17 protein-coding genes and 1 tRNA gene are annotated in these 19,798 nt (G+C 47.5%); 14 read left to right on the top strand and 4 right to left on the bottom strand.

Annotated elements, in window-relative coordinates; translation table 11 throughout:
• Nucleotides 1-179 precede the first annotated feature (179 nt).
• Nucleotides 180-253: transfer RNA gene (locus tag HHL16_RS11605), tRNA-His, on the top strand.
• Nucleotides 254-303: 50 nt separating this feature from the next.
• On the opposite strand, the gene HHL16_RS11600 is transcribed toward HHL16_RS11605, so the two are convergent.
• Entirely contained in the window at nucleotides 304-1,059 is a 756-nt protein-coding gene (locus HHL16_RS11600) for an AAC(3) family N-acetyltransferase (protein WP_169425364.1), read from the bottom strand.
• 336 nt (nucleotides 1,060-1,395) lie between these two features.
• Between HHL16_RS11600 and HHL16_RS11595 the strand changes: the two genes are divergently transcribed.
• The 6 genes from HHL16_RS11595 to HHL16_RS11570 all read left to right on the top strand — a co-directional run bounded on the left by HHL16_RS11595 (nucleotide 1,396) and on the right by HHL16_RS11570 (nucleotide 7,402).
• Nucleotides 1,396-1,704 carry a HigA family addiction module antitoxin gene (locus HHL16_RS11595; RefSeq protein WP_169425363.1) on the top strand — a complete coding sequence of 103 codons (309 nt, stop codon included), beginning with the start codon at nucleotides 1,396-1,398 and terminating at the stop codon, nucleotides 1,702-1,704.
• Nucleotides 1,705-1,783: 79 nt separating this feature from the next.
• A complete protein-coding gene (locus HHL16_RS11590; RefSeq protein ID WP_240966100.1) occupies nucleotides 1,784-3,958 on the top strand; it encodes a carboxy terminal-processing peptidase in 2,175 nt (724 codons plus the stop codon).
• A gap of 20 nt (nucleotides 3,959-3,978) precedes the next feature.
• Nucleotides 3,979-4,500, top strand: a complete 522-nt coding sequence (locus HHL16_RS11585; RefSeq protein WP_169425362.1) for an HAD hydrolase-like protein — start codon at nucleotides 3,979-3,981, stop codon at nucleotides 4,498-4,500.
• Nucleotides 4,501-4,524: 24 nt separating this feature from the next.
• Nucleotides 4,525-5,469 carry a geranylgeranylglycerol-phosphate geranylgeranyltransferase gene (locus tag HHL16_RS11580; RefSeq protein WP_169425361.1) on the top strand — a complete coding sequence of 315 codons (945 nt, stop codon included), beginning with the start codon at nucleotides 4,525-4,527 and terminating at the stop codon, nucleotides 5,467-5,469.
• A 5-nt stretch (nucleotides 5,470-5,474) separates the two neighbouring features.
• Nucleotides 5,475-6,053 carry a Maf family protein gene (locus HHL16_RS11575; protein WP_169425360.1) on the top strand — a complete coding sequence of 193 codons (579 nt, stop codon included), beginning with the start codon at nucleotides 5,475-5,477 and terminating at the stop codon, nucleotides 6,051-6,053.
• A 74-nt stretch (nucleotides 6,054-6,127) separates the two neighbouring features.
• Nucleotides 6,128-7,402, top strand: a complete 1,275-nt coding sequence (locus tag HHL16_RS11570; RefSeq protein ID WP_169425359.1) for a DUF2851 family protein — start codon at nucleotides 6,128-6,130, stop codon at nucleotides 7,400-7,402.
• Here the strand turns inward: HHL16_RS11570 and HHL16_RS11565 are convergent.
• Nucleotides 7,377-7,799, bottom strand: coding sequence for an OsmC family protein (locus tag HHL16_RS11565; protein ID WP_169425358.1), 423 nt, complete (start codon nucleotides 7,797-7,799; stop codon nucleotides 7,377-7,379). The genes HHL16_RS11570 and HHL16_RS11565 overlap by 26 nt on opposite strands.
• Nucleotides 7,800-7,872: 73 nt before the next feature.
• Here HHL16_RS11565 and HHL16_RS11560 point away from each other — a divergent pair, with 73 nt between their 5' ends.
• The 3 genes from HHL16_RS11560 (at nucleotide 7,873) to HHL16_RS11550 (ending at nucleotide 10,678) form a co-directional block, all read left to right on the top strand.
• A complete protein-coding gene (locus HHL16_RS11560) occupies nucleotides 7,873-8,655 on the top strand; it encodes a hypothetical protein (protein ID WP_169425357.1) in 783 nt (260 codons plus the stop codon).
• Between the two features lie 86 nt (nucleotides 8,656-8,741).
• On the top strand, nucleotides 8,742-9,683 hold the full coding sequence (gene lipA / locus HHL16_RS11555; protein WP_169425356.1) for a lipoyl synthase: 942 nt from the start codon (nucleotides 8,742-8,744) through the stop codon (nucleotides 9,681-9,683).
• A 44-nt stretch (nucleotides 9,684-9,727) separates the two neighbouring features.
• Nucleotides 9,728-10,678 carry a phosphodiester glycosidase family protein gene (locus HHL16_RS11550; RefSeq protein ID WP_169425355.1) on the top strand — a complete coding sequence of 317 codons (951 nt, stop codon included), beginning with the start codon at nucleotides 9,728-9,730 and terminating at the stop codon, nucleotides 10,676-10,678.
• An 11-nt stretch (nucleotides 10,679-10,689) separates the two neighbouring features.
• Here HHL16_RS11550 and HHL16_RS11545 read toward each other — a convergent pair whose 3' ends face one another.
• Together HHL16_RS11545 and HHL16_RS11540 are read right to left on the bottom strand one after the other, a co-directional pair.
• A complete protein-coding gene (locus HHL16_RS11545; protein ID WP_240966099.1) occupies nucleotides 10,690-11,697 on the bottom strand; it encodes an ROK family protein in 1,008 nt (335 codons plus the stop codon).
• Nucleotides 11,698-11,734: 37 nt separating this feature from the next.
• On the bottom strand, nucleotides 11,735-13,378 hold the full coding sequence (locus HHL16_RS11540; RefSeq protein WP_169425354.1) for an MFS transporter: 1,644 nt from the start codon (nucleotides 13,376-13,378) through the stop codon (nucleotides 11,735-11,737).
• A 193-nt stretch (nucleotides 13,379-13,571) separates the two neighbouring features.
• On the opposite strand from HHL16_RS11540, the gene HHL16_RS11535 reads away from it, so the two are divergent.
• From HHL16_RS11535 to HHL16_RS11520, 4 genes are all read left to right on the top strand, one after another.
• The gene (locus HHL16_RS11535; protein WP_169425353.1) at nucleotides 13,572-14,984 is read left to right on the top strand and encodes a glycogen synthase; all 1,413 of its coding nucleotides are present in this window, start codon (nucleotides 13,572-13,574) and stop codon (nucleotides 14,982-14,984) included.
• Nucleotides 14,985-14,994: 10 nt separating this feature from the next.
• Complete coding sequence (locus HHL16_RS11530; RefSeq protein WP_169425352.1) at nucleotides 14,995-16,269, top strand: glucose-1-phosphate adenylyltransferase; 1,275 nt, start codon at nucleotides 14,995-14,997, stop codon at nucleotides 16,267-16,269.
• 238 nt (nucleotides 16,270-16,507) lie between these two features.
• Nucleotides 16,508-17,899, top strand: a complete 1,392-nt coding sequence (locus tag HHL16_RS11525) for an MFS transporter (RefSeq protein ID WP_206022392.1) — start codon at nucleotides 16,508-16,510, stop codon at nucleotides 17,897-17,899.
• The gene (locus HHL16_RS11520; protein WP_169425351.1) at nucleotides 17,896-19,755 is read left to right on the top strand and encodes a glycoside hydrolase family 13 protein; all 1,860 of its coding nucleotides are present in this window, start codon (nucleotides 17,896-17,898) and stop codon (nucleotides 19,753-19,755) included. The genes HHL16_RS11525 and HHL16_RS11520 overlap by 4 nt, the downstream gene beginning before the upstream one ends.
• Nucleotides 19,756-19,798 lie beyond the last annotated feature (43 nt).

Genomic DNA, 19,798 nt, shown 5'->3' with positions numbered 1-19,798 from the left:
AGATCAGTTTCTTCTTTCAAAAAAAATCAGAAAAAAATCGTAACTTTTGTGTGCACTGAAATTCAGTTCTGATCTGCATTTCAGAAGAATGCAAATGCAAGTGTAGTGCGTTGGTTCTCAAAAAAGTAAACAAGTTTTTTGGTGGAAATCAAAATTCTTCTACATTTGCACTCCAAATGGTACCCATAGCTCAGCTGGTTAGAGCATCAGATTGTGGTTCTGAGGGTCGCCGGTTCGAACCCGGTTGGGTACCCAGACAAAGGGAAGTCTTACAAGATTTCCCTTTTTTATTTCCATGAATTCTTACTCAAAATCTATTATCGGTCCTCCGGCAATGGCATCATTGCATCGTTCACAATCCGGATTATCGCAATGAGTGATTTGTGGATGGCGGATAATCTCTTTCACACATAGTTTTACCATTTCACCCGCATCGTAACTGCGCCATATGCTCCCTCCAACAATCGTTTTTGTTTCTATTGGTTGCAGGATCTTTTCAATGTTGTTAAAGCCATCAGAGCACCCACCGGTTTGAACAGGCATTACCTGTTTGTTATTGTCGTATGCCCAGCGTATGAAAAGTTGTCTCCCGGCGAGCTGTTCTGCATAATGAATGATAGTTGCACTATCGAGGCCCGTTCCCATGAGCAGGATGCGGCCATTGTCTTCGATCAATTGCCGGAAGGGAGCATACACATCCATCGGGCTTTGTCTTTCAGTTAATCTTTTTGCATCCGGACCTACCGCAGTGAATGAGTTCAGTGGATGATTGCCACGGAGACTGGCATTTGAATCTAACACACACTTTGCAAAGACTCCCATTTCTTCCACTGAAATCTCTTTGCCATCTGTTGAAAATAAGGAGTTGGGTTCGTCGTATTTTTTTGATAGAAAGTAGCGGTAGTCTCCTGCTCCGTTTCTTTCGGGCATATAGGGTGGGATTGGCTTTGCTTCAAATTGATAAGTGAAGGTTGGAACCAGAATAGTGCATCCTGTTTGCAGAAAAGCATGCATGATCATTTCAGGGCCGCCATCGACGATGGTTTGAAACGATCGCATCCCGGCATGAATGCATACCGGCTTCCCGGCCAATCCCGATCTTTCAATCGCCTGCATTATGTGCTGCTCGTTAATCATAGTTCAGGAAATCATACCTGAATTAACGAAAACAATGTGAGTTGCCGGATTAAAATGTTTTGTATTTCCGTTTCGTGATTATGGAGGCAATGTGAAAATTCATTTGTGCCGGGAGCCCTATACATTTTTTTTACCGGATAACCATGGGAAAAATAACGCTAACCGGCGTTGAAAAACCCGCTGCTGCTTCACCGGTACCGGCTAATCTTGCATTGTAAATCTTATCGGAGAGGTATAAGCGAATTAAAAACAATCATTATGGGGTCGAAATTACCGCCGCCGCATCCTGGCAGCTATTTGTTTGAAGATGTAATAAAAGAAATGGGGCTTACAATAACGGCAGCTGCCGCAACCATGAATATCAGCAGAAAGCAGTTATCGGAAGTAGTAAACGGCATTGCCTCCATTACTCCTGAGATGGCAGTTCGTATAGAAAGGGCCTTTGGAGTGGAAGCCCAGGTCTGGCTTGATCTCCAGTCACGCTTCGATGTATATAAAGTGGAGAACAGCGGCAAAGTGGATCATATTCAGCGGGTTCCGGGGAAGAAGCCCAGGATCCGCTTCTGAAGGTTTGGTATTAATTCCTTTGTTAATATTGTTTTCCGGTCGCAACAACGCAGCCTATTTATCGTTATTTTTGGTTACAATGACCAAAGTGTTAAAAAATATGTTTCGTAAAAAGAATCTTCCGGTTGTGTTGATCTTTCTGGCTGCAGGCATTTTTGTAGCATTCCGTACTCTGGGCCTTGGTGGCGGTGGCGGTAAAGTCAATGAAACCAAATACGATAAAATATTGCATACGGTAGGGGATATGCTTGCGCAGATCCACTTCAGTCCACGCAAAGTTGATGATCAGTTTTCCAAAGAGATCTTCAGGAAGTTTCTGGGAGAAAAGATCGACGAACAGAAAAATATCCTGCTCGCTGCCGATGTTCAGCAGTTGAAGTCAGAATATGAATTAAAACTGGATGATGAAATCCGTGGCGGATCGGTTCAGTTTGTTCCGGCAGTGAGTGTGATCTTCAGGAAGAGGCTGCCAGAAGCTGAAGCCATTTATAAAGAGCTTCTCTCCAAACCTTTCGAGTTCACTAAGGACGAGTCTGCCAATCTCAATACAGAGCAGGCGCAGTTTCCGAAAAATGATGCCGAGCGTCGTGAACAGTGGCGCAAACGCCTTAAATATATGACCCTCGAGCGCTATGCAGAAATGGTAGCCGACAGGGAAAAGAACAGCAGCAAGCCCGGGTTCGTTAAGAAAACAGACGAAGAGCTGGAGGCAGATGCCCGTGCGCGCGTGCTCAAGATCCTGAACCGCACTTTCGATCGTCTCAAAACCAAGGTTACCGACGATGATCGTTTCAATGCATATGTAAATACCGTGTCCGAAGCAATGGACCCGCATACCAGCTTTTTCCCTCCGGTAGATAAACGCTACTTCGACGAACAGATGAGTGGCCAGTTCTTCGGAATCGGAGCTTCGCTCCGCGATGAAGATGGTGTAATCAAAATCATCACGCTGGTGGTAGGTAGCCCCGCCTGGAAATCTGGTGTGTTCAATGTAGGAGATATCATTCAGAAAGTAGGGGAAGGAAAGGAAGGAGAGCTCGTTGATATCACCGGTTTCACAGTGGAAGACGCCGTAAAACTCATCAGAGGAAAGAAAGGATCGGAAGTGCGTCTCACGCTTAAAAAAGCCGACGGCTCACTGAAAACAGTTAACCTGATCCGCGATAAAATTGTGCAGGACGAAACCTTCGCCCGCAGTGTGGTGATCAATACCTCCCGCGGAAAAGTGGGTATGATCTACCTGCCTGAGTTCTATGCCAATTTTGATGATCCTCAGGGTGCCCGTTGCTCGGAAGACGTGCGCAAAGAGATCATTAAACTGAAAGAACAGAAAGTGGATGGCATCATTATGGACCTCCGCAACAATGGCGGCGGCTCACTTTATGATGTAGTGCAGATGGTTGGTCTCTTTATCGAAGGCGGACCCATTGTTCAGGTGAAAGACCGTGATGGTAAACCTCAGATCTATCAGGATCGTGATAAGTCTGTACTCTATGATGGTCCGCTGGCCGTTATGGTGAATGAGTTCAGCGCCTCTGCTTCAGAGATCTTCGCTGCCGCCATTCAGGATTATGACCGTGGCCTCATCATCGGAAGCACTTCTACCTACGGTAAAGGAACAGTACAGAGAAATATCGGTCTCGATAAAACCATGGGTATGCTGGAACCTAACAGCGACCTGGGTACGTTGAAGATCACTCTGCAGAAATTCTATCGCATCAATGGAGGATCAACACAGCTGCGTGGTGTAAGCTCCGATATTGTACTGCCTGATATTTACGAGTATTCAAAGCTCCGCGAGAAAGACAATCCGGATGCACTTCCATGGGATGAGATCCCCAAAGCCGGTTACAACCGCTGGAAATATGGTCTGGATCTGGCGCCCATTCAAAAAGCCAGCGAAGCGCGACTGAAAGGCAATGAAGTATTCAGTCTCATCCATACCAACGCTGAATGGCTCACCAAACAAAGCAATGAAAAAGTGGTGCCGCTCAGTCTGAAGAAATTCCAGGAAGATGAGAAGAAGATCAAGGCAACCTTAAAACAGATCGAATCACTCAGCAAGCAATCGCACGAACTGGATGCTGAAGCCATGGTGGAAGATCTGAAGAAATATGAAAGTGATCCGGCCAAGCTGGAGCGTTTCAAACAATGGGTGAAAAGCCTTCGTACCAACGATATTTACCTCAATGAAGCAGTGAATGTGGTGAATGATATGATCGTACAGAAGAATCTTGTTTACAGCGGTAAATAATCATTAACCATTTTCTTTTCATGAGTTTATTAGCGGATCTCAAAAAAGTAACCACTTTTATCTTCGATATGGATGGTGTGCTTACAGATGGCACACTGATGATTCTCGACAACGGGCAATTCATCCGCAGGATGAATATCAAGGATGGATATGCCCTTCAGCTCGCTGTGAAAAAAGGTTATCGCGTAGCGGTGATCTCCGGAAGCACTTCAGACCCTGCGGTTATACGCCTGGGAAAGTTGGGAATTACCGATGTTTTCATGGGAGTGAAAAACAAAACCGAGGTATTTAATCAGTATCTCCAACAGCATCAGACCGATGCTTCCCAAATATTGTACATGGGAGACGATATCCCTGATCTTGCCGTGATGAAACTGGCCGGAATGCCCTGTGCGCCTGCTGATGCAGTGAACGAAATAAAGCAGGTAGCGAGGTACATTTCAACAGCATCGGGTGGAATGGGCTGTGTAAGAGATGTGATTGAAAAAGTAATGAAGCTGAACGATCACTGGGATCTTCATACCGATGTAGCGAGCAAGTAGCTTTTTTGTCTATCTTAGCGAGCGATGAAACTTCTGGTCGCATTTTTCCGGCTTGTCAGAACTTTGAACCTCCTGTTCATTGCCATCACACAGTTGCTGTTTTATTTCTGCGTTGTTACACCGTTGTTCGAACAGGTGGGAGCTGCGGTTCCATTGTCTGTTCCCAGGTTTGTAATACTGCTGATTGCCTCAGTGCTGATTGCTGCAGGCGGTTATATCATCAATGATTATTTCGACAGAAATATCGATCAGGTGAATAAACCCGGCAAACTGGTGGTGGAAAAGATCATCAATCGCCGTTGGGTGATCTGGTGGCATATGGTATTGTCCCTCGCCGGAATGATCCTCAGTTTTTATGTTGCCTGGAAAACCCGCGCCTGGTGGCTGGCGGTTGTAAATACAGGTTGTGTAATAGCCCTTTGGTTCTACAGCACCAATTTCAAAAGAAAACTGCTCACAGGCAATGTGCTCATTTCGTTGCTCACTGCGTGGGTAGTGCTGGTGGTTGGTTTTCTGGTACATTATATGGTGGTGATCGATCCCCAATTGTATATCGGTTATCATGCGTCCAAACTGATGCGGGTTACTTTCCTGTATGGAGGGTTCGCCTTCATTATTTCCCTGATCCGCGAAGTGATCAAAGATATCGAAGACATGCAGGGAGATGCAAAATACGGATGCCGCACCATGCCCATCGTATGGGGCATTCAAAGCAGCAAGGTTTTTATTGCCACCTGGATGGTAGTACTTATCGCAGCATTGCTGATTGTTCAGGCATATGTACTGCCGTTTAAATGGTGGTGGTCGGCGATATATTGCATTGCTCTGGTGATCGTTCCGCTGATCTATGTATTCAACAAACTCTTCGGAGCCTCCGCTCCCAAAGATTTTCATTCCCTGAGCACCTGGGTAAAACTGATTATGCTCACCGGCATTCTTTCCATGGTATTCTTTAAAATTTATTTCTGATGATAATGGCTAAAAGCATTGTGCTGGCTTCCCAAAGTCCGCGCCGCAAGCAACTGATGGAGTGGGCTGAAGTGAATTTTGATATCATCTCTCCGGTTACTGATGAGAGTTATCCCGCAGATATGCCTGTGATTGATGTGCCCGTGCATATCGCGCGCAACAAAGCACTGGCCGTAAGAAACGGATACGAATACAACCGATACGACATCAAATCTCCCATCGTTGCAGCCGATACTGTAGTTGTGCTGAACAACGAGATCATTGGGAAACCAGCAGACAGAAACGATGCCATCCGCATACTCACCAAACTCTCCGGCAACCGCCATGAGGTAATTACCGGCGTAGTGATTCTCGATGAAGGCAAAGAAATTGCCTTTGCAGATACTACCGAAGTTTGGTTCCATCAACTCACTGAAGAACAAATTGAATTCTACGTAGACAAATACCAGCCCTACGATAAAGCCGGCGCCTATGCCATTCAGGAATGGATAGGAGTGGTTGGTATCAAAAGCGTCAACGGCGATTTCTACAATGTGATGGGACTACCCGTAAGCAGGGTATTGCAGGCATTGCAAACGCTGTAATCCCCCACGCTCTCCTTTACTTGAACAATGCGCTGATCTGAAAAGGTGATCTATTCATCACCTAACACCGATCAATGCAAGAAAGATTACTCCAGTTTATCTGGCAGTTCCGTTATTACAATCAGCGGCAACTCACATTGAGTAATGGCTCCAAACTTGAAGTGCTTCATCCCGGAGCATTCAACCTGCATCAGGGACCCGATTTTCAACAGGCCCGCATCAGAATCGACGGACTGATCTGGGTAGGCAATGTTGAATTGCATGTGCGTACTTCCGACTGGTTTGCGCATGCGCATCACAAAGACTCATTGTACAAGAACGTGATACTGCACGTTGTGTGGCACGACGATCTGAACAATCCCAACGACCCCATTCCGGTGCTTACCCTGCAAAACCTCGTTCCGAAAGTATTGCTGCAGCAATACGAAGAATGGATGCTGAGCAGGCAGTTCATTCCCTGCCAGCATCAGCTGCAAAAAGTAAATTATCTGGTATTGGCTTCCTGGAAAGACAGGCTGCTGGTGGAAAGGCTCGAAAGAAAATCAGGCTGGATGCTCGATGTATTTCAGCAATCCAAACAACACTGGGAAGAAACCTGCTGGTGGTTGCTGGCCCGCAATTTCGGGCTGAAGGTTAATGCAGATGCTTTTGAAGCTATGGCCCGAAGCCTGCCACTGAACCTGATTGCCCGCCACCGCCCGCATCTGATGCAGATCGAATCCCTGCTGCTGGGTCAGGCAGGGCTGCTGTCAACCAAACTGTCGCTACCGTACCCATCGATGCTGAAGAAAGAATATGAGTTCCTGAAATCAAAGTATAGCCTTGGTTCAATACAGCTGCCGGTCTATTTTTTGCGCATGCGTCCACCTGCGTTCCCAACAGTGCGGCTGGCACAATTATCCATGTTGCTACACCGGACACAACAATTGTTCAGGCAGCTGCTCGAATCGGATTCCATTCAGCAACTGCGTATGTTCCTGAATGTTACAGCAAGTAATGAGTGGGATTGTTATTATACCCTTGAAGAAGTAGCGCCATCCCGAATTAAACATATGGGGGAGGAGTTTACAGACAGTCTTGTACTGAACACTGTGATCCCATTGGTTTTCACCTATGGGTGCTGGAAGAAAGAGCAATCCTATAAAGACAAAGCCGTTCAATGGCTGCTGCAATTGCCTCCGGAAAAGAATGGCATAACAAACCAATTCCGCCTTATCGGGGCAGCTATTGGCAATGCTTTTGAGAGTCAGGCATTGATTGAATTGAAAACGCAGTATTGCGATCGTAAGAAATGTCTGGATTGCGCAATCGGAAATCACCTCATCAGTTCACACTGGCCAGCCAGTTGAATACTACCTGTACTTCAATATCCGGGTGGATGCTGTAAATAACAGGGCAGGTATGTGCGGCTCTTTCGAGGATGGTGCGTTGTTTTTCGTCGAGTGAACTCAGCGACTCAGGGAAGTGAAATGTTAAATTTATCCCTCCGATGCGGCGGGGATCAGCTTTCATGATCTTTTGAGTTTCGATACGGGTTCCCTCGAGGTTGATCTGCATATCGCGGGCCTTGATTCCCATGATGGTCATCATGCAGGCGCCGAGTGCCGTAGCCACCAGATCGGTGGGAGAGAAACGTTCACCCTGCCCCTGATTATCAACCGGAGCATCCGTTTCTATTTTATTGCCAGATTGAAGATGCGTACAAACCGTTCTGAGATTTCCCTCGTAAACTACTTCAGAAGTCATTATGTGGAATTTTGCCTTAAATTTACGTTGAATAATTAAAACATTGCCGGTGAAGAAAATTGTTTTGCTTCTTTTGACAGGTACTATAATCTACTCTGCTCAGGCACAAGTGACTCCGCAGCAGCGTTCGCCGACGGCGAAAGAGGAAAAGAGAAATGCCAAAAGGGACCGGATCAATGCCCTGATCAAACAGGAAGAAGAAGGGGAGATCATTTTCCATAAACAAAGTATCTTCGGCTTCAAGCTGGCCAGTGACGGATATGGACTATCCTACGAAATTGGCCGTTTCCAGAGCCAGCGGGTAGCCACTCTTTACATGGTGGAGCTCAACGAAAAGAAAACTGCCAACGAAAAACGTTTCGGTGTACTCACCAACGGTTTCAATACCAACTCCGTGGTATACGGCAAAACCAATAATTTCTATCAGCTGAAATTTGGCGTTGGCCAGCAACGCATCATCGGTGGCAAAGGCAACCGGAACGGTGTGGCTGTAATGGCCATTTATGCAGGTGGCCTCAGTCTGGGCCTGCAAAAGCCATATATGGTGAAAGTGCACAGAATGAACGATGATGTTAGCTTTAAAAGTTCTTATCCCACCATCAGAGATTCATTATATGTAGAAGAAGGCGGTGCAGGCATTTTTGCAGGCTGGGGTGATGTAAAAGTGAAACCCGGTGTTCATGCCAAAATAGCCCTCCGGTTCGACTGGGGCAGGTTCAACGAAACTGTGTCTGCGCTTGAAGCCGGACTGAATGCCGAGTACTACGCTTCCAAAATAGACCAGCTGATGAACACCAAACAGAAGTCATTTTTCTTTAATGCATACATCTCTCTGCTCCTCGGAAAGCGAAAGTGACGAAAGTGATGTACTTTTACGCCGGTAAACTTTCAGATTAATATTTTGTTAGTTATACCTGTGCTATCATACCCGAAATTGAACGTATGCAGGAATTACCGATTATCAATAAGGCAGCTGAGACAGAAACGAAGATCAAAAAGCCCAACTGGCTTCGCGTTAAATTACCTACCGGCGAGAACTACAAGCATGTTCGCGGCCTGGTAGATAACCATAAATTACATACCATCTGCGAAAGCGGCAACTGCCCTAACATGGGTGAATGCTGGGGTGAAGGTACCGCCACATTCATGATCCTGGGCAATGTATGTACCCGCAGCTGCGGCTTCTGTGCGGTAGCAACCGGTCGCCCGGAGCCTGTGGATTGGGATGAACCTCAGCGTGTTGCAGAAGCTATCCACCTCATGAAGGTGAAACATGCCGTGATCACCTCTGTGGATCGTGACGAGCTGAAAGATCAGGGCAGCACCATCTGGTACAATACCATCAAAGCAGTTAAAGCACTCAATCCCGATACCACTCTGGAAACCCTGATCCCCGACTTCAAAGGCAAACAGGAAGATATCCAGCGCGTGATCGACGCTCATCCTGAAGTGGTTTCCCACAATATCGAAACAGTGGAAAGGCTTACCCGCCAGGTGCGTATCCAGGCCAAGTACTGGCGCAGTATGGAAACGCTCAAGATCCTGAAAGCAGGCGGCATGCGCACCAAGAGCGGCATCATGCTCGGTCTCGGCGAAACCAAGGAAGAAGTGATCCAAACCCTCAAAGACCTCCGCAACAGTGGTGTGGACGTTGTAACCATGGGGCAATACCTTCAACCTACACGCAAACACCTGCCGGTACTTCGTTTTGTACATCCGGACGAATTTGCTGAATTGCGTGAGATCGGCTACCAGCTCGGATTCGATTATATCGAAAGTGGTCCGCTGGTTCGTTCATCTTACCACAGCGACAAACACGTGTTGCCCGGTTATGGCAGAAGAGTATGGGAGAACGAAAAAACCTCCATGCTTACCACTGCATAGTGGCTGCATCTATCTATCGCAAACCTTTTCTAAAAATAAAGCGCTTGAAAAGAACCGCATTATTAGGGAGCATTCTGATTTTTCTGAATGCTCCCTTTTCTTTTGGCCAGATCGACTGGAAAAGAGCCGACGACAGTTACGGACAACTCCCTGCTGGTATCAAACTCTTCTTCTCCAAAGATTCCCTCAATGGAAGGCCCTTCGTGGGATACTTCATCGAAGCCGATCTGAAAGACAAAAAACTCAACTTCACCACACAGACCGGTAATGGCAAACGGTTCACGCCCTCACAGTACCATACAGCCGAAAATCAGCCATATGTAGTGGTGAATGCCACTTTCTTTTCTTTTCAGACCAATCAGAATCTGAACATGGTGATGAAAGAAGGGAAGCTGGTGGCTTACAATACACCATCGCTCAAAAGCAAGAGCACCGATTCGTTTTACTATCCAACCTACGGTGCTATCGGCATCAACAAACAACGGAATGCAGACGTAGCCTGGACTTTCACCGATACTGCCATGCGCTGGCCCTATGCTTTTCAGGAGCGGCCAGTAGTTGCACGGGGCACCACGCCCGACCCGGCGATCAAAGACCTGCACACCCTCGATAAATGGCATAAGTGGAGAATGAGAACAGCAGTAGGAGGAGGCCCGGTGCTGGTGAAAGATCATGAGATCTTCATCCCATTCAAAGAAGAACAGAAATTCGTAAACGGAGAAAACGATCGTCATCCCAGAACAGCCATGGGATATACGGCCAACGATAAACTCATCATTCTGGTGATACAGGGAAGAACACCCGGAGTGGCAGACGGAACCACTTTGAAAGAAACAGCCCGCATACTAACGGATCTCGGTTGTGTGGAAGCGTTGAACCTCGATGGCGGAGGCAGCAGTTGCATGCTGGTGAATGGAAAAGAAACCATCAAGCCATCGGACAAGGAAGGGCAGCGACCCGTTCCTGCGGTATTCATCATCGAAAAAAGGAAATGAGAAATGAAGCCCTAAAGCTTCATTTCCCAAACCAGTGCACTCGCGCCTAAGATAGCAGCATCTGCTTCTTTCAGCTCCGAGAATAATAATTTTACTTTATCGCGGAAGATCGGCAGGAGATTCTTTTCCATATGCTCGCGCGTAGGATTCAGAATCAGATCGCCGGCCTTGGTCATGCCACCGAAAAGGATGATCGCTTCTGGCGAAGAGAACATCACGAAGTTCGCCAACGCCAATCCCAGTACTTTACCTGTACAGGCATATACATCGCCCGCCATCTTATCGCCCTGCATGGCGCAGTCGTACACCACTTTTGAGTCGATGGATTCTTTGGGATAATTGCGGAGCAGGGTTGGTTCTTCAGGTTTTCTTTCCAGAAACTCGAGTGCCGTCAACGCTACGCCGGTAGCGGATGCATAAGATTCGAGGGATCCGCGGAGCCCCGTTCCTTTGTGCAGCCTTCCATCGGGTATGATAGTGATATGCCCAAGCTCTCCGGCGAATCCATCATGCCCGTAGATCAGCTGGCCATTGGCTACGATGCCGCTGCCCACGCCGGTTCCGAGGGTGATCATGATGAAGTCTTTCATGCCGCGCGCAACGCCATACATCATTTCACCTACTGCCGCCGCATTGGCGTCGTTGGTGAGTGAGCTCTGACATTGAAAACGCGCAGTGATGAGATCGCGGAGAGGCACTACGCCTCTCCACGGAAGATTTGGAGCATATTCTATTGTTCCATTGTAGTAATTGCCATTGGGTGCGCCTACACCGATGCCCTGGATGTTTTCCAATCCGCCCACCTGTTCTATCGATGGCTGCAGCGCATAATATAATTCATCAATGAAATCGTTGGGGTTATCGTGTTTTCTGGTTGAGATGGCGCCGCGGTAGGAAATATCTCCACGATGATCCACAATCCCAAACACTGTATTGGTGCCGCCTATATCGATACCAATTGCATATTCCTGCCGTTGACTTACCATGTCTGTTACCTGATTAGTTAAATGTGTGTGCATGTTGTTACAGAGAACAATTCGTTTAGAGATCACATTATCAATGCCCCGCAGCAACCTGCGCATCTACGTCGAGGCCTTGCTTTTTCAATACTGCTTTGGTTTTCAGCGTATGCCATGCAAGGTATGCGAAACAAAGTAACGGAACAATATACGAGAAGTGCGTGAAGTTGGTGCCCATGATGGTTTCACCGGCTGCCACTGCTGTTTTGTCGATATCGATGATGGCTCCCTGTGCAGGCGGAACTATCGCTCCTCCAAGGATCATCATAATCAGGAACGCAGAACCCTGGCTGGTGTATTTGCCCAGGCCGCTTACAGCCAGTGCAAAAATACAGGGCCACATCACCGAGCAGCAGAGACCGCAGCTGATGATAGCGAAGTTGGCCACCATACCTGTTGATGTCAGTGCAATCACCATCGCGATGGTTGCCAGTACAGAAACAGTGAGCAACAGTTTCACTGGTTTTTCACCGGCGAACAGGAACGCACCTACTGCAATGGCGATGCAGATTGGATAGAGCAGGAAGTCTTTCACTTCGTTACCCTTGATGATATTCACCAGCAGAATAATGCCGAATGCGAGGAACGGCACTACTATGCCCAACAGTTTTTTGAGTGGCTTCTTAATATTGAAAACGCTCACAGCGCCCGTCCAGCGGCCGATCATGAGACTGCCCCAATACAGAGAAACGAGGTGGGAGATATGTGCTTCATCGTACCCTCCGAATTCCTGCAGTTTCAGCAGCGCTCCGAAGTTATTGTCGATGGTTACTTCCACACCTACATAAATGAAGATGGCGATCATTCCCAGCACCAGTTGTGGAAATGCCATGGCTCCCCATCCGCTCTTATTCTTTTTTGCTGCAATCATACTGATAAACAGCACCAGCAAAATCAATGTCAGTGATGAATAAATGATTGCGCTCTTTGAGATCTGAAGCTGCTCTTTCACGGCATCTGCAAACAATACCGGAAGAAATAATGCACCGATTATAACCAGCGCTATCAGGGCTTTCGGGCTCTTCTCCAGCTTTTCATCAGAAGTTGTCTTCGGCAGTTTGGATGCCGCGAAGATCAATGCTGCGAGAATGAACAATCCTGAAAGGAAGAAATACAATGTCTGGATATTTGCAATTGAAGCAGTTGCTTTTCCTTCTTTCACTGTTCCGAACAACAACCAGCTAACCACCAATGGTCCAAGAAGGGTTCCAAATGAGTTGACACTACCGGCCATGTTCAGGCGGTGAGCGCCTGTTTCTTCGCTGCCCAATGCAATTGCAAATGGTTGTGCAGATGTCTGCTGCAGAGAGAATCCTAATGCAATGATGAAGAAGGAAATCAGTACGAGACCGAAGGTTGCATTGCCCGATCCGCTGATGAATGCCAGCGCCAGTGCGCCCACCACAGAGATCAGCAAGCCGTAGATGATGCCTTTTTTGTAACCGATCTTATTCAGCAGATCCGTTCCGCTGAGCGTTGAGAAAAGGAACAAAAGCAATGATCCGTAAAAATAAGCGCCGTAGAAGGCGGAGCCGATCAATTGGCTCTGGATCTGATCAAGGTGAAAATACTCCTTACAAAAAGGAATGAAGATGCTGTTGGAAGCTGCTACAAACCCCCAAAAGAAGAAAACCGTAATCAGAACCCCGAACTGAGACCATTTTGTTGGTTGTTGACTCATGAACAATCGTTTGATTTGAAAAGATTTTTTAAAAATAGTTGTTTTTTATGATCAGCCGCAAGGATCGTCTCTAAAATTTACAAAGTCACTAAACATCAGTGCTTCTCCTTAGATTTTTGTAATGCCGTGAATGGTGTTCGGTGCTTTTTTCCTAAATTCAATCTGTATTTCATTTAAACACAGTTTCAGCAGCATGGAGATCTTACACGTCAGCGCAGAATGTTATCCGGTAGCGAAGGCAGGAGGCTTGGGAGATGTGGTGGGCGCATTGCCAAAATATCTCAATCAGCAGGGCCAGATCGCCAAAGTGGTGATGCCCATGTACCGCACAAGATTCCTTTACACCAATCAATGGGAGGTAGTTCACAAAGGAAGTTCCAATCTCGGCAACTGGAATTTCGAGTTCACCGTTATCCGCGAAAGCACCAATGTACTCGGTTTCGATCTCTATCTGGTAGACATCAATGGATTGCTCGACCGTGAAAAGATCTATGGGTATGACGATGATACGGAAAGATTCACTGCCTTCCAGATTGCAGTACTGGAGTGGGTTTCGGCCTGGCAGGATAAGCCGGATGTGATCCACGTGCACGATCATCACGCAGCGCTGATCCCTTTTATGATGAAGTACTGTTACAAATTCCAGCACCTCGCGGAGATACCTTCGGTACTCACCATTCACAATGCCCAGTATCAGGGATGGATGGGATGGGACAAAAGCGTGTACCTTCCACGATGGGATACCTGGCAATGGGGCATGCTCGACTGGAACAATCAGATCAATCCGCTTGCCTGCGGCATCAAATGCGCCTGGAAAGTAACAACTGTTAGTCCAAGCTACCTTGCCGAACTCACGCAGAACAGCAACGGCCTCGAAGCCCTCTTCGAATATGAAAAAGGAAAATGCGTGGGCATTCTCAACGGCATCGACGTGCAGGTTTGGGATCCGGCCAGCGATCATTACCTCAATAACCACTACGATATCGAAAGCGTTGAAAAAGGAAAGTCCGCCAGCAAAAAACTTCTCTGCGAACAATTCGGGCTCGATCCCGCCAAACCCCTGATCAGTTTCATCGGAAGACTGGTAGGAGAGAAGGGCGCCGATCTGTTGCCCCAGGCTATTGGCGACTCCTTTTATTATATAGGAAGAAAGATGAATTTCCTGATGCTCGGAAGCGGCTTCCCCGAAGTGGAGGCAGCCCTTACCGATCTCAAAGAAATGGCACAACGCGATTACAATGTATACATCGGCTATAACGAAGCACTAAGCCACCTGATGTATGCAGGTTCGGATTTTCTGTTGATGCCTTCGCGGGTAGAACCATGCGGATTGAATCAGATGTATGCCATGAGATACGGAACTGTTCCCATGGTTCGCAGTACCGGCGGCCTCATCGATACCGTACTCGATATGGGCGAAACAAACGGATACGGAATCTGTTACAATAACGCCAGTGTGGGCGATATCACCCATGCCATCTGGCGGGCAACAGATTTGTACGAAAATCAGCAGAAGCTGCAGGCACTGCGCCGGCGCATGATGGAGCTCGATTACAGCTGGGAAGCCAGCGTTGAACAATATATTCAGGTTTACAAAGCATTCTAAAATTTCCACTATGAGCAAAGAAGTGATTGCCGTCATCTTAGGAGGAGGAGCAGGAACAAGATTATACCCCCTTACCGCAAGCCGCTCCAAACCAGCTGTACCCATTGCCGGGAAATACCGGTTGGTAGACATTCCCATTTCAAACTGCATCAATTCGGGCATCACCAGAATGTTCGTGCTTACGCAGTTCAACTCGGCATCGCTCAATAAACATATCAAGAACACATATCACTTCAGTGTTTTCAGTACTGCTTTTGTAGACATACTTGCTGCAGAGCAGACACCCGACAGTACCGCCTGGTTTCAGGGAACGGCAGATGCGGTGAGGCAGAGCCTGAAACATATCAATCAGCACGATTGCGAATATGTGCTCATCCTCTCCGGCGATCAGCTCTATCAGATGGACTTCAACAAAATGCTGGACGATCACAAAGCCAAGAATGCAGATATCACCATTGCAACTATTCCGGTTGGCGGTCGTGAAGCTTCTGACTTCGGCATCCTCAAAGCGGATGAAGCACATACAATCACCGCTTTCACCGAAAAGCCCAAGGCTGATCTCTTACCCGATTGGGTAAGCGATACCGGACCCGAAATGCAGAGCCAGGGCCGCAATTATCTTGCAAGCATGGGCATCTACATCTTCAACAGAAAAGTGCTGGTGGATATGCTGCTGGATATTTACAAAGACTCTACCGACTTCGGAAAAGAAATTTTGCCGAAAGCGCTCACCGAATATAAAGTGGCCAGTTATCAATACGATGGTTACTGGACGGACATTGGTCATATCTATTCTTTCTTCGAAGCCAATCTGGCGCTCACGCAGGAGATACCGCCATTCAATCTGTTCGATAATGGCAAAGCCGTGTACACGCGTGCGCGTATGCTGCCGCCTGCAAAGATCAGTGGCACTACGCTGGAGAAGACCATCATTGCAGAAGGTTGCATCATCACAGCCAGCCGCATCGAGAATAGCGTGATCGGTATCAGAAGCCGCATCGGACATGGCACCACCATGGTGAGCTGTTATATGATGGGCTCCGATTATTTTGAAACCATCGAAGAAATGGAATATTCAAAAGAGCGCGGATTGCCGAGACTGGGCATTGGGGAAAGATGTTATATCAAGAATGCAATTATCGATAAGAACTGCCGTATCGGAAATGATGTGCGCATTAACGGCAGTACGCATATGGAGAATGCAGATCATTCGCTGTACACCATTCGCGATGGTATTGTGGTGATCAAGAAAGGCGCGATTCTGCCGGATGGATTTGTGGTGTAACACAGCATATCATTTCATGTTTATGATATTTAAAAGCCGGAATTAAGTTCCGGCTTTTTGGGCGCCCGATCTACTTAGCGGGAGATTGGGCGCCCACAACCCGTTTATCCCGCCCCATTGGGCATTCCCTCTGAAATCGATACTTTTGAAAGCCCGCCACAGGCAATTTTCCTTATTGTGTAATATTTACACAATAATCATTATCTTCCGTTCTCAACCATCATTAACAACGATTGCTATGGCCATCAGTTCTTCATCCGGCGCCGGCACTGCAGCGCTGAAACCTAAACCAACGCTGACAACTGCTCAGATCTTCAACATGAGCTTTGGCTTTCTGGGCATCCAGTTCGGATTTGCCTTGCAGAACTCCAACGCCAGCGGCATCCTTCGCAACTACGGCGCTGAAGTGGAGCACCTGAGCTGGTTCTGGCTCGCCGCTCCATTGATCGGATTGATTGTTCAACCCATCGTTGGGCATTACAGCGATCGCACCTGGAACCGCCTCGGCAGACGAAGGCCTTACTTCCTCGCAGGCGCCATCCTTTCTTCGAGTGCACTTGCGCTGATGCCTAATGCAAATATCCTCGGCAGTATTGCACCGCTCGTAATCATCGGAGCAGCCTTTCTCATGATCATGGATGCCTGTTTCAATCTGGCCATGGAGCCCTTCCGCGCATTGGTTGCAGACAATCTTCCGGATTCACAACGAACCAAAGGTTTCGCCATTCAAACATTCCTCATTGGAATAGGAGCCGTGATGGGATCCGCATTGCCTGCCATTCTAAACAGTGTATTTCACGTAAGCAACGAAGCACCCGAAGGCGTGGTTGCACAAAACGTGAAACTTGCTTTCTACATCGGCGCCAGCATTTTTGTGTTGAGTGTGTTGTGGACTGTTTTCAAAACGAAAGAATATCCTCCCAAAGAATATGCAGAATACCACGGCGTGCAGGATGATAAGAAAGAAGGATTAAGCTCCATCTTCAAAGACTTTGCGCGCATGCCCAAAACCATGAAGCAACTCGGACTGGTACAGTTTTTCAGCTGGTTCGCTTTATTCGGCATGTGGGTATTTACTACAGATACCATCGCTACACATATTTTCGGATTGAGCATCGATGATAAAAGTTCCAAAGCGTATCGCGAAGCGCAGGACTGGACCGGCGTTATTTTCGCCGTGTACAACGGTGTTTCCGCCGCTTATGCATTGCTGCTTCCCACCATTGCCAAAAAGATCGGAAGAAAACAAACACATGCGTTGTCGTTGTTCATCGGAGGCATTGGTCTCATCAGCGTTTACTTTGCACCGAATAAAGAATTCCTCATCGGATCGATGGTCTGCGTAGGTATAGCATGGGCCAGCATTCTGGCGATGCCTTACGTAATCTTATCCGGCTCCATACCGGCAGGTAAGATGGGCATCTACATGGGTATCTTCAATTTCTTTATCACCATACCGCAGATACTGAACGGACTGATCGGTGGCCCGATCGTAAAACATCTTTACAACAATCAGCCCGTATATGCACTGGTGCTCGCAGGCGTGTTCATGCTCTGTGCCGCCATCAGTGTGATCTATGTGTATGACCCCGGTGCAATTCGTATCAAAGAAGAAAAAAAACTGGCATGAGAGGAATAATCACTTTCGTATGCGCATTGATGTTGGTATCATCAGCCATCGCTCAGGATACACCACGTTTTTATCCTGCCCATTGGTGGACGGGCATGAAATCGCAGCAACTGCAATTGCTGGTGTATGCTCCGGGAAGCACGAGGGGAGTAGAGTCCGTTCGGCTGAAACCCTATACCGGTGTGCAATTGAAGAAGGTACATCGCTTTAAGAACCGGGCATATATTGCCATCGATCTGGAGATTGCTGCCACGGCAAAACCAGGACAACTGCAATTGAAGTTTTTGCTGAAAGGAGATGTTGGTCCAGATTTCAAATACGAATTGAAGCAACGCCAGCCAGGCATTGGCACTACACGCATCAAAGGCATCGGAACCGAAGATTTGATCTACCTCATCATGCCCGATCGCTTCAGCAATGGCGATATTACCAACGACCGCATACCCGGCATGCTCGATCAATCGCTCAACCGCAAAGATATCTGGGCCCGCCATGGCGGCGATCTCAAAGGTGTCGAAAACAATATCGGCTACCTGCAGGATCTCGGTGTAACTGCCATCTGGCTCAATCCTGTTCTCGAAAACGATATGGCCAATCGAACGGAACACGGCTATGCTATTACTAATCATTACAAGGTAGATCCGAGACTGGGCGGGGCTAAAGCCTATCATTCACTCATCGATGCACTGCATGCGCGAGGCATGAAAATTATTCAGGATGCAGTGTACAATCACGTTGGCATCAATCATTTCCTCTTCAAAGATCTGCCCGACAGCAGCTGGTTCCACTTCTCCAAAAAGTATATCAACACCACTTACAAAGATCAGGTGCTGATGGATCCTTACGCTGCAGCCGACGACAAAAAAAGAATGAGCGATGGATGGTTTGTTCCTTCGATGCCCGACCTAAATCAGCAAAACGAATTCGTTGCCAACTTCCTCATCCAGCATGCACTCTGGTGCACGGAAGAATTCGGTCTCGACGGATGGCGCATCGATACCTATGCCTACAACGATCTCGCTTTCATGAACCGCTGCAACAAAGCGCTGCTCGACGAATATCCGCAGCTTCATATCTTCGGAGAAACATGGGTTCACGGAACGCTTAACCAGAGCTACTTTGCAGCCAATCATTTCGATATTCCCTACAAAAGCAATCTGCCAGGCGTAACGGATTTTCAACTGAATCTGTACGGCATTATTCCGGCACTCACGCAGCCCTTCGGGTGGACGGAAGGCGTTAGCCGCCTCTACAGCACTACCGCCAATGATTTCGTGTATCAGGATCCCAACCGAAATGTGATCTTCCTCGACAATCACGATGTGAGCCGCATCTTCTCCATCCTGGGCGAGAACATTCCAAAAATGAAAATGGCCATCGGATGGCTGCTCACCTACAGAGGCATTCCGCAACTCTACTACGGAACCGAAACGCTGATGAAGAATTTTGCCAACCCCGACGGACTCGTCCGCGAAGATTTTCCCGGCGGATGGAAAAATGATTCCGCTAACAAATTCACCGCATCTGGCAGAACAACAGCAGAGAATGAAATTTTCGATTACACCCGCAAACTCGCCAACTACCGGAAAAACACACCGGCGCTGCATTCCGGAAAGCTGATGCAATATGTTCCCGAAGACGGCGTGTACGTCTATTTCCGGTACAACGATCAGAAAACAATTATGTGCATCATCAATTCAAACGATCAGCCTAAAACCATTGCTACTGCAAGGTTTGAAGAAAGATTGAAAGGATTTGGCGGAGCAACCGACATCGCTACAGGTAATCGTTTCACACTAAAAGATTCCATGTCGCTGCCTGCGCAAAGTTTGCTGATAGCAGACCTGCAACCATAACGATGCAATCGGTATCATAATTCCTGTATCTTTAAGTACCGTA

The organism is Pseudoflavitalea sp. G-6-1-2 (assembly GCF_012927185.1).
In the GTDB taxonomy this organism is placed as follows: Bacteria; Bacteroidota; Bacteroidia; order Chitinophagales; family Chitinophagaceae; genus Pseudobacter.
This window is presented reverse-complemented; position numbering and strand designations above follow the sequence as displayed.